General features: G+C 60.8%; 6 protein-coding genes. 3 read left to right on the plus strand and 3 right to left on the minus strand.

Features of this window, described 5'->3' with window-relative positions; translation table 11 throughout:
• Positions 1 to 85: 85 nt before the first annotated feature.
• Both FYK55_RS23250 and FYK55_RS23255 read right to left on the minus strand, forming a co-directional pair.
• The gene (locus tag FYK55_RS23250) at positions 86 to 721 is read right to left on the minus strand and encodes a V-type ATP synthase subunit D (RefSeq protein WP_150079021.1); all 636 of its coding nucleotides are present in this window, start codon (positions 719 to 721) and stop codon (positions 86 to 88) included.
• A gap of 7 nt (positions 722 to 728) precedes the next feature.
• Positions 729 to 2,063: a V-type ATP synthase subunit B gene (locus tag FYK55_RS23255; protein ID WP_150079022.1), complete on the minus strand. Its 1,335-nt coding sequence runs from the start codon at positions 2,061 to 2,063 to the stop codon at positions 729 to 731.
• A 560-nt stretch (positions 2,064 to 2,623) separates the two neighbouring features.
• Between FYK55_RS23255 and FYK55_RS23260 the strand changes: the two genes are divergently transcribed.
• The 3 genes from FYK55_RS23260 to FYK55_RS23270 all read left to right on the plus strand — a co-directional run bounded on the left by FYK55_RS23260 (position 2,624) and on the right by FYK55_RS23270 (position 6,704).
• On the plus strand, positions 2,624 to 3,535 hold the full coding sequence (locus FYK55_RS23260; RefSeq protein ID WP_150079023.1) for a LysR family transcriptional regulator: 912 nt from the start codon (positions 2,624 to 2,626) through the stop codon (positions 3,533 to 3,535).
• Between the two features lie 282 nt (positions 3,536 to 3,817).
• Positions 3,818 to 5,311 (plus strand): aldehyde dehydrogenase family protein, encoded by a 1,494-nt coding sequence (locus FYK55_RS23265; RefSeq protein ID WP_150079024.1) that lies wholly within the window; start codon positions 3,818 to 3,820, stop codon positions 5,309 to 5,311.
• 100 nt (positions 5,312 to 5,411) lie between these two features.
• A complete protein-coding gene (locus FYK55_RS23270; RefSeq protein ID WP_390621764.1) occupies positions 5,412 to 6,704 on the plus strand; it encodes a class II aldolase/adducin family protein in 1,293 nt (430 codons plus the stop codon).
• Between the two features lie 218 nt (positions 6,705 to 6,922).
• On the opposite strand, the gene FYK55_RS23275 is transcribed toward FYK55_RS23270, so the two are convergent.
• Positions 6,923 to 11,155 carry a PVC-type heme-binding CxxCH protein gene (locus FYK55_RS23275; protein WP_150079026.1) on the minus strand — a complete coding sequence of 1,411 codons (4,233 nt, stop codon included), beginning with the start codon at positions 11,153 to 11,155 and terminating at the stop codon, positions 6,923 to 6,925.
• Positions 11,156 to 11,577 lie beyond the last annotated feature (422 nt).

Here is an 11,577-nt window from a genome sequence, read left to right on the forward strand (position 1 = left end):
ACCCGGTTGCCGGGCCCAGCGGCCAATTGCGACGGACCGGGCAAGCCGATTTGGTTGCCGACGGGGATCGACGTCACCGGACCAATCAGGAGACGGCAAGGGAGTCATCCTCCGGCTGGTCCGTCGACTGTTGTTTGCCTTTGGCGATCTTCGAACGAACCACCGCGGCACGTTCTTGGTCGGACAAAAAGATGACAATTCGGCGGATGTTATCTTCGGCCTGGGGAATCAGCACCTTCTCGAACAGGTTCACCCGCTGCGTGATCCGCCGCACCGCGTGCTCCAGTCGGCTGACACGCTGCTCGGAGACCTGGTGACGAACCCGTAATCCGGCCATGTGTTGCAGCGCATCGACCAAGGTGTCGACCCAAAACGGCGTGACCCACTTGGAGTAATCGGCGACTTCGCATTCCAGTTTTCGCACGACCGGCAAACGCGTCCCGACAACGTTTTCTTCTTCGACGACGACCTCGCCCACGCGAACCAAGGACGTGATCTTGCGGGTGGCAATGGTGGTGCTTCCCAGCAGGGGATACAGCGGCTCGATTCGCTCGTTGTAGCGAGCAATGCTTGACTCAATCGCTTCCTGCTCGGCGACCGCCGTCTTGAGCGCGGCCTGCAACTGCTGCCGCTTCAAGTCCAGTGAGGGCAGGTATTGGCGATAGGTTTTTGCCTGGTCACGCTGTTGCTTCAGCGTCGTCTTGTTCAGTGCCAGCGCCATGGTTACTTCACGCGGTCGCGGATTCCGGCTTGTTCGGGAAATACTTTTCGATCAGGTGATCCCGCATCAGCAGTTCCTGCGGCTCGAAACATTCGGCCATCGTCTTCCAACCCAAATCCAATGCATCGTTTAGCGGCAAGGAGACGTCGATGTCCATGAAGCGTTCGGTAAACAGCTCGCCGAAACGTAGCAATTTGTGATCGAAGGGCGACAGGTCGAACGCCATCTGCTGCTTCTTTTGGGCGTCTCGGGCACCGGAGAACAATCGGATCATCGTGTTCATGACCGCCGAGTGGTCCTCGCGGGTCACCGATCCGATCACCTGCTGTTTCAGTCGTGAAAGCGAACCGAACGGATCGATCATGCCGTCGTGCAGGTAGAACTGGCCTTCGGTGATGTAGCCGGTATTGTCCGGAACCGGGTGCGTGACGTCGTTGCCGGGCATGGTCGTGACGGCCAACAACGTGACCGAACCGGCACCCTTGTAGTCGCACGCACGTTCGTAACGGACGGCCAACTGACTGTACAGGTCCCCCATGTACCCACGGTTGGACGGGATCCGTTCCATCGCCACACCGATCTCTTTCAATCCGTCCGCAAAGGCGGTCATGTCCGACATCAAAACCAGAACCCGTTTGTTCTGTTCGACGGCAAACCGCTCGGCGACCTTCAGCGCGAAGTCCGGCGCCATCAACCGCTCCACGATCGGGTCGGACGCCAAGTTGGCAAACATCACCGTCCGCGGGAAGACGCCGGCATTTTCAAACACGCTGCGGAAGAAGTGGAATTCGTCAAAGATCAAACCCAAACCGCAGAAAACCACGATGTCGGCGTCAGCCTGAATTCCGACCCGAGCCAACAATTTGTTGTAGGGCTCACCGGCGATCGAAAAGATCGGGATCTTTTGGCTTTCCACCAGACAATTGAAGACGTCGATCATCGGCACCTTGGTCTCGATCATTTTCTTGGGAACGATCCGCAAGACCGGATTGACCGAGGGCCCGCCGATTTCGATTTCCGGCTCCGACGACAACGCCGGACCGCCGTCGATCGGCTCGCCGACGCCGTTGAAAATGCGTCCCAGGATGTTCTGCGAGAATTTGACCTGGGCCGGGTGCCCCAGGAACCGCACCTGACAATCGGTGCTCAGGCCCTTACCGCCCGAGAAGACCTGCAACGCCACCTGATCCTTTCGGATCTCCGTGACCTGCGCCAGCGACCGCTCGCCGGTGCTGTTCTCCACCATCGCCAGGTCGCCCAATCCCACGTCGTTGGCTTGGATGGTCAGAATGTCACCGACGATGGAGATGACATGGGTGTGTACGAAGAGCTCAGAAAACATCCCGTTATCCCTGGGGCACGTTATCGCTGCGGTAGGTCCGAATCTGCAAGTCGGAATCTGGAAGCCGGAAGCCGACGATCGAAAGGACGGTCGACGTGGCGTATATGCTATCCATTTATCGCTGCGACGGAACTCCCATTCAAAACGCCACCGCCGTTACCCTTGCGCACGCGTGCGTTCACCTGCACGCTCTTGCCTTGACGTCGTGCAGCATTGCTTCACCCTCCCTCCGGGAGGGTCGCGGAGGAGCTTGCGACGACGCGGGGAGGGCAGGTCTGGCGGCATTGATTTCAGCTGGTCCTTGAAGGCACCCTCCCCAAAGGCTCGTGCCTCGCCTTTGACCCTCCCGGAGGGAGGGTGCATTTCAGAAAAGCATGGCTTTGCGTGGCTCGGAAAGGTGGACGACTGGAAGCGGGGGCGGAAGTGACTGGAGTCGATACGTGCAATTGGATTCACCTTGCTTTCCAAGCAGGTCACGCAGCGATCTGCCCGATAGATGCTTGGCGTGCATTGCGGTACCATCATGCATGCACACAAGGCATCCCCAAGGAGACGCGCGGGTGGAATTCGATCAGCTCCGCTATTTTCTCCAAGTCTGCCAGCATCGCAGCTTCACGCGGGCGGCCGAAGCGCTCGGCATTTCTCAACCCGCCCTCAGCCGATCCATCCAGAAGTTGGAGGCCGAATTGGGCCAGCCGGTGCTGGAACGCAAGAATCGGTCCTTGGATCTGACGGCGGCCGGCACGCTGCTTCGTTCGCGGGCGCAACAGATTCTGGATTTGGTCGAAGACACCGCCGCGGAGATCAGTGACGACGGCCGGACGGGGCGGTTGCGGGTTGCAGCAATCCCGACCATCGCGCCCTACTTTTTGCCGGGACTGCTGAAAGCCTTCTCGACCAAGTATCCCGAAGCGAATTTGATCGTCCAGGAACAGACGACCGACGACTTGCTGCGATCGTGCAGCCAAGGGGAGATCGACGTCGGCTTTCTCGTGCTTCCGGTATCCGCCCGTTACCTGCAGATCGAGCCGCTGTTCGAGGAGGAGTTGTTGCTGGTCCTGCCACCGGACCATGAATTGCTTTCGCGGAAACAGATCCGGCTGTCACATTTGCAACCCTACCCGTTTGTGCTGCTCAGCGAAGCCCACTGTTTGAGCGACGGGATCATCTCGTTCTGCCGGCAACGATCGTTCCAACCGGTGATGATGGAACGAACCAGCCAATTGGCGATGGTGCAGGAGCTGGTGTCCCTCTCCCACGGCATCTCGATGGTCCCCGAAATGGCCCGCAAGCTCGATCGCAGCAAGCGCCGCGTCTATCGTTCTTTAAGCGGGACGCCTCCCAAGCGGGAAATCGCGATGATTTGGAACCCCTATCGCTTTGAAAGCCGCCTGCAGAAAGCCTTCTTGCAGCAGGTTCGTGATCACGTGCAGGAATCTGCCACCCCGGACCGAAGGCGTGCCCAAGCCTGATCGCCGAGTCAACAGGAACCTGAAAGCAGCGGGGACGTTCCGGCCCGCACCGGTTCGGTTGGGCGGTACAATGATCAGGACTTCGAAGCCGCGTCCGGGTGCGCCGGAAAAGCCCCACCGCAGCTTCCCGGGATCGCAATCCGGGCGGATGTGTGTCCGCCATCCCTTTGGCGTGTCCGATCCGCTTGGTCAGCAAGCGTGCTTGGTCAGCGAACCCGGACGGAACGCATGCCGCGCTTCGTCGACACTTCCTATCCTCCCCTCCGCCTCACAGGAATCTCCATGAGTACTGCCACGGCACGCAAATTGTTTCCCGAAGTCGAAGCGTTCATTCAATCGGAATCTTTGGGAAGTTTTATCGGCGGAGGCGAGGTCTTTGCGGAATCAGGAAAAACCATCCAGACGCTGGATCCCGGCAGTGGCGATCCGATCGCCGCCGTCACGGAACTGTCCGCCGAAGAAGTGGATTCCGCCATCGACGTCGCGGCCAAGGCATTTCGCGAGTCCGGTTGGGGAACGATGCCGGTCAATGAACGCGCCGCGCTGCTGCACCGGTTGGCCGACGAAGTCGAAAAGCAAAAACACCTGATCGGCCAACTGGAATCCCTCGACGCGGGAAAGATCGAGGCCCAGGCCTGCGGCGATGTCCAAAACTTTGTCGACACGCTCCGCTATTTCACCGACATGGCTCAACACCTGCAGCGTCGGACGACGCTGGCGGTCAAGGGGCACGAAGCCTGGACCGTGCGGCAACCATGGGGACCCTGCGGTTTTATTTTCCCCTGGAACTTTCCTTTTCTGTTGATCGGCTGGGGCATCACGCCGGCGCTTGCCGCCGGAAACACCGTGGTGATCAAACCGGCCGAAGACACACCGCTGTCAGCGCTGTACCTGGCGCGGCTGGCCCAGTCGGTCGGAATTCCCGATGGTGTGATCAACGTTGTAACCGGCGGCGGGGGGACGACCGGGGCGGCGCTCTCGTCGAACCCAAAGATTAAACGGATGTCGTTCACCGGTTCGCCGGAAGTCGGACGTCTGGTTGCGGAATCCTGCGGGCGAAACCTGGTTCCGGTCAAATTGGAGCTTGGCGGTAAAGGCGCCGCGGTCGTCTTCGATGACGTCGATGTCTCGTCGACGGCGGAGAAGCTTACCGGCGCGATCACCTTTCACACCGGCCAGGTCTGCTGCGATGCCACCCGCTGGTTGATCCATGAGTCGATCTACGATGACTTTGTCAACGAATGTGTGGACCGGTTGCGCCAGGTGAAAGTTGGCTATCAACTGGATGCGTCGTCTCAAATGGGACCGGTCGTCAACGCCAAGCAACGGGAACGCGTGCTGGGCTACTTGGAAAAAGGCCAGGCCGAAGGAGCCGAATGCGTTTTGCCCGGCGGACCTGCCCAAGTCGAAGGGTACACCGGTTACTACGTCAAACCCGCGCTCCTGGCCGGATCGCTGGACAACATCGCCGCCCGTGACGAGATCTTTGGTCCGGTCGCTTACCTGGCTCCCTTTAAGACGGAGCAGCAAGCGATTGAGATGGCCAACCACACCGACTACGGTTTGGCCAACAGCGTGTGGACGCAGGACCTGGGCCGCGCCGCGCGCGTCGCCGAAGCCATGGTCGCCGGAAACAGTTGGATCAATGCCCACAACGTCTTCGCCCAGGGCGTGCCCTACGGCGGCGTCAACAAGAGCGGAATGGGGGGCGGGGTGCTGTCGTTGGAAACCTTGCTGGACTACTACCGCAACACTTCGGTGGTGCGACCGTTGTAGCCGACCACCGATTGCCGGCGAATGAGGACACGCGTCGCGGTGGCGGGCCGCCCGCGGCCATGTCGGTTGCCCGCTCCGTCGTCCCGAAGGTGTCCGTTGAATGATGAGCGATTCCAGAGACCTGGTTCACCCGCGTGACCTAATCATGCGGACGATGGACCGCATCTACGGATACCGGATGACGACCACATCCGGAGGGAACCTTTCGATTCGCGACGATTCCGGTGACATTTGGATTTCTCCGGCGCGGGTCGACAAAGGCAATTTGACCCGCCGCGACATCGTCCGCGTGCGTGCCGATGGAACGGTCGACGGAATTCACCCCCCGTCCTCGGAGTTCCCATTTCACAAAGCGATTTATCAGGCCCGCCCCGACATCCGCGCGATCGTTCACGCGCACCCGGTCGCCCTGGTGGCCTTTAGCATCTGTCGCGAGAAGCCAAACACCCGTCTATTCCATCAGGCCTTTTCGGTCTGCGGACGCGTCGGCTTTGCCGCCTATGCCTGTCCCGGCAGCGAACAGTTGGGCCGCAACATCGCCGGGACGTTCGCCGACGGTTGCGACAGCGTGATTCTGGAGAACCACGGTGTGGTCGTCGGCGGCGAGACACTCGCTGCCGCATTCGAACGGTTCGAAGCGTTTGAATTCGCCGGGAAGACCTTGATCAAAGCCGCTCATTTGGGCCCGGTGCGATTCCTGTCTGACACCCAATTGGCGGAAGCCGCACAGCGGAGCGTCGACTTTGAATCCTTCACCCCCGGGGCCGCTTCCGATCGAGAACGAGAGCTGCGGCGGGAATTGTGCAACTTTGTCCGACGCGGCTGCCGGCAACGCCTGTTGATCAGCACCGAGGGCAGCTTCTCCGCCCGGCTGGACGAACAATCCTTTTTGGTGACGCCAACGCGCAAAGATCGGGAATCGCTTTTGTTGGAAGACCTGGTGATGGTGCGTGGGACGGAGCGTGAGTCTGGCAAGCTGGCCAGTCGAGCCGCGAAGGCGCACCAAGCGATCTATCAGCGACATCCCGCGGTCCAGGCCATCGTGTTCGCCCATCCGGTCAACGCCACCGCATTCAGCGTGACCGACGCAACCTTGGACGTGCGGACCATTCCCGAAAGTTTTGTGTTCCTGAGGGACCTGGGGCGGGTGCCCGTCGGCGTCCAATACCGCGAAGACGGGGCGATCGCCAACTATGTTTCGGAACGCTCACCGGCGGCGTTGTTGCAGAACGATGGAGTGATTGTGACGGGCCGAAGTGTGCTGGACACGTTTGACCGATTAGAGGTTTTGGAATCCACCGCCGAAGCCGTCATCAACGCGCGAGCCATCGGCGACGTTCGGTCGATGCCGGAAGAAGTGATTGAGGAATTGCGAATCGCGTTCAATTTGTGAACGGAAGTTTTGTTGGTTGGTCGGGGCATCCGCTGGGCCAGCCCGGCTGCAAAGATCTGTCGTCCCTTGGGGACTTGGGTGAGGGGGCTTCGATCTCCGGCGGGCAAGCCCGGGCTTGCCCACCGGATGCGGACGCAATAAGAGACAAGCCCGAAGGGGCGACAGCAACTCTCACTAGGTACTCCCCCCCCAATCCACCAAACCGCCCAACCTGGAAATCACTCCGGCAACGGAACCTGCTTGGGACTCATCAGGTACTTGAACAAGTCTCGCACCTGCTGCTCAGTCATCGGCTCCAATTGCCCCTGAGGCATCAACGAGGCGTCGGAGGCAACCGACTGTTCGATCTCATCGCGAGGCAAGATCACTTTCTCCGTCGCAGTTTGGATCGTTACCGCGTCCTCGTTCTCCTCGGTCACGATGCCCGCGACAACGCGACCGTCGACGGTCAGGATCGACGTCATCTGGTAGGCGCGCCCGATCAGCGCTTGGGGTTCCAGAATGTTCTCCAACCAGTAGTTGATGTCGGTCCGATTGGCTCCGGTGATCGCCGGGCCGATCTCACCTCCGGTTCCGAACAGCTGGTGGCAGTTGCCACAGTTGGCCTGGTACAAGGCCCGACCCCGCGACGCGTCGGCGTCGGCGATCGACTGGCGGGTCAACAGATCGCGGTACTTCTTGTATTGCGCCTGCATGTCTTCGGAACTGGACCCGATTCTTCCCCACACCGTTTGCAGCCGGTCGTTCAACGCTGCATCGTCGAACTGGGTGATTTGGCGCACAATGAACGCCGGCACGTCCGCCGGCGGGATCTTTCCCGATTCCATGGCCGCAACCAGACTTTCTGCGAACGCGGGACGGGAGACCAGGGTTCCGAGCGCGGCGGTTTTGGTCGCGGAATCAAAGTTCTCAAATCCCGCGATCAAGGCCGGTGCGGTTTTCGGATCGTCAAAGGCGGCCAAAGCCGAGGCCGCCGTCGACGCGATTGCTGGATCGGACAACAACGGACGCAACTGCTCGGCAAGCGTCGGATCCTTGGCCGTCCGCAGCGACGCGAGTGCTTGCAGTCGCTTTTCAGCCGGCTGCTCAGAATCGGACAATACACGCCGAAAATGCGGCATCACCGCTTCGTCACCAAATTGCACGGCCAACGACCGCGCCAGTTCTAAAACACGCGGCGATTCCGACCGGGCAAGCAATTGGTACGCGGCGGGCCAGGATTCTGGCTTCGCGAGCCCGGCGCGGGATCGGACGGCCGCATCCAGTTCTTCCAAAACGGGCACACGCTGGGCGGCGTCCTGGTTGTCCGCCAATCGCGCAATCAACAACGATCGGCCCTCGGGAGTCTCGGTCAACCGGCGAAACGCCAACCGCAACAGTCGGTTCCAGCCTGATTGGGAAAGCAATTCCAGCGCACGATCGGGCGTGGCGTCCATCGTGGGTTCGATGCCGTACCAAAGCAGGTAGGGAAGGTTCCGGTCGGATGCCGCAAACGGTTTGGACAGCAACCGCCCGGCAAGGATCAACCGATCCCCCACCGGCAAACTCTGAAGAATCGAGGCCAGGTGCCGCTGGACGACCAGGTCGTCCTCGTGTTCGGACAGTCGCTGCAGCGCAGTCAGTTCGCCGGCCTCCAGTCCGCCGGCGCGCTGGCCGATCAAGCGAACCGCCCAACCTCGGACGTGCGGATCTTCGTGGCCGAGCGACGAAATCACGTCGGCTGAGTCGAGACCGCCGATGACGTGCATCGCCCAAACCGCCCGGAGTCGATCGCGCGTGTTGTCGGAATCTTCAAACCACTGAGACAAGGTCTCGGAAACGTGAGCTTTGTCCAGCTGACCGGCGGCCGATCGTTCTTGGAGAATGCGGCTGGCCTGCCGCGCGATCATGCCGTTGTCACTTGCCAGGCGATCGACCAACTCGCCGTCGGACTCCGCCCACAGGTCCATCCGCGGCGAACGGACGTCGCCATAGCGAATTCGGAACAAGCGTCCATCGGTGCGATTCCAAATGTCGTGATCGCGGTGGTGGCAGGTTTGCGGGTCTTGCCAGTCGGACGTGTACAGGGCACCGTCGGGACCGACCATGATGCCCACACCGATCTCGTGGTGGTCACGGGCCAGCGCAAAGTCCGGCCGGTGAAGACCCACGAAACCCGATCCGTCCTTGGCGACGCTCTCACGTACGACGCGGTGGCCGTGCAAATTGTGGAAGAACAATTCGCCGCGGTATTTCTTGGGAAACACGTCCGCGTTGTAAATGGCCAAACCGCAGTGGGCGTGGCCGCCTCCAAGAATGGAAGTATCCAGGCCGGACGCCGGACGCAATTCTCGATTCTCGCCCCAAAAAGCGTGTTCGCGAATGTTTCCGGTGTAATGGGAGTGGTCCGCGATGGTCTTGATGTCTTCGTACGTGGACGAGTTGAAGTGGCGACCGCCCTGCCGCTGGTAACGTCCCCCTTGAATCATGTGATACAGGTGCGGGATCACGCAGGCGGAAATGAAGCATTCGCCGTGCTGATCGAAATCAACGCCCCAAGGATTGCTGGTTCCGTGCGCGAACACCTCAAATCGATGATCGGTCGGGTGATACCGCCAGACTCCTGCGTTCAGCGGCACCCGCTGTTCGTCGGCCGTCCCCGGCTTGCCAACGCGGGAGTGCGTGAAGACACCGTGGCAACCATACAACCAACCGTCCGGGCCCCAGGTGAAACTGTTCAACGTTTCGTGCGTGTCTTCGTATCCCCAGCCGTCCAACAAGACTTCTGGCGGACCATCGGGCACGTCATCGCGGTCGGCATCGGGGATGAATAACAGTTGCGGCGCGGCACCGATGAACACACCGCCGAATCCGACCTCGATCCCGCTTGCCAGATTCAATCCCTCCGTGAAGACCTTGCGGCTGTCGAACGTCCCGTCGCCGTCAGTGTCTTCCAGAATCAGCACCCGATCCTGCCCTTCGCCATCGGGGGCTTTCGTCGGATACGTGTGGCCTTCGACCACCCAAATGCGGCCGCGGGCATCAAAGCACATGGCGATCGGCTGCGTCAGCTCCGGCTCACTGGCGATCAAATCCACTGAAAAGCCATCGGGAACCATCATCTGCGCGGCCGCCTGATCCGGCGCCAGGCCCTCGGCATACGTGGACTGATCCCGTCCTTCGGTTTCCTGCCAACGCTCCGGACGCTCTCCGGCGGCCGCGTCGCGTTGAAAGTGCAGGGTCAATCCGTTCTTGCTGCAGGAAACCACGTCCAATTTGGCGTCACCGTTCAGATCCGCCAGGGTGATGTCGACACCGACACCCGAATCGTCGTGAACCTTGTACGGCACGAACTCCACGCCCTGGCCCGACCGAGTGCACCGGAACCAGTACAGCACCGGGGATTGCAACCCGCCGGGATCGTGGCCTCCGTGAGCCATCCAGCGTTTCCCCGTCACGATGTCTTTTAGCCCGTCGCCATCCACATCGCGCAATGCGACCGCGTGCAGTTGGCTGAACGCGACGCCGTACGGATTGTCCGTTGACGAATCGGACATGATCGTGTGCTTGCGGAATGATCCGTCGTCGGATTGCTCGAACCAGGCCAGCCCGTAACCGTGGGCGTCCAACGATGTGACCAGATCGTTGTCGCCATCGCCGTCGATGTCCTCGACACAGATCTGGGCACCGCCACCGACTTGTTCCGGCGGCGCCCACCGATGTCGTTGCCAAAGCTGGCCTTCATCGGCGGTCGACGGTTGCTGCCACCAGAACGCTTGATTGATGACATCCAGACGCCCATCACCGTTGACGTCCCCAACTCCCAATGCGTGCTCGAAGCGTCCTGCGCAGGTTCCCGGGCGACTGACCGGATGCCAGGTCCAGAGCTCGGTGGCATCGGCCCCCGCAGAATAATAGCCGTACTGCGTCTCGTTCCCGCATACGATTTCCGGCAAGCCACCCGGCACCAGATCGATGATCGCCGGCGATTCGTTGTCGACGGCGGCAGTGATTTCATGGATGTCCCAAGCTTGATCCAGCGATTCGTGTCCGGGATTGACGTACAACCGCGCCGGGGTGCCGGGGAATCCGATCGAGATCACGTCATTGGCACCGTCCTTGTTGACGTCGATGACGTGGCTGAAAAATTGGTCGCTGTACTGTCGCACGGCAAAGGACTTGGCCGGAGCGATTTCACGGGGTTGGTCAAATTGGGGCCCGGGGTACCAAAGGGTTCCCTCCACCACGTCGGCATGGCCATCACCGTTCAGATCACCGACAGATGCACCCTCGGCATGGAAGGTTCGATGAATCCGCCGGCTGTCCCAACCGTGCGAGTCGGCTTCCGGCGTGCCGCTTGCCGGAACGTCTTCCGTCTTCTCAGCGAACGCGTCTCGTGGCGCAGCGGCCACGGTGACGGAGATGAAAGCCAGCAGCAGGAGCGAGCGGAAACGAAAGACAAACCGGGGCATGAGCGGTTTCCGATTGGGGGAGGGGAGAGCGGTGGGGTCTCGGCTGATCCAAAGCGACTTCGCCAAAGCCGCCGAAGCACGCAACGGACGGCGTCCGTTTGGCGGAACTGACGTCGATGCGAGTTCGTTCGGCGTTTGGCCCCGATGCGGGGTCAATCCAGTGACCGCGAGAAAAACCCGATCGCCGCGGGGACAACCCAGTGTAGTTGCGACGCGATCGTCACGGCTTGGCTGTCGCAACCCGACCACCGTCTGGCGACGGTGGCTACATTGGCTTTGGACCACCGTCTGGCGACGGTGGCTACGTTGGTTTTGAACCACCGTCTGGCGACGGTGGCTACGTTGGTTTTTGACCACCGTCTGGCGACGGTGGCTACAATGGTTTTCGTGTCGGCGCCCGCTTCGGGCAACGTTGGCTCTGG

It is taken from the genome of Roseiconus nitratireducens, from assembly GCF_008629675.1.
Taxonomy (GTDB): domain Bacteria; phylum Planctomycetota; class Planctomycetia; order Pirellulales; family Pirellulaceae; genus Stieleria; species Stieleria nitratireducens.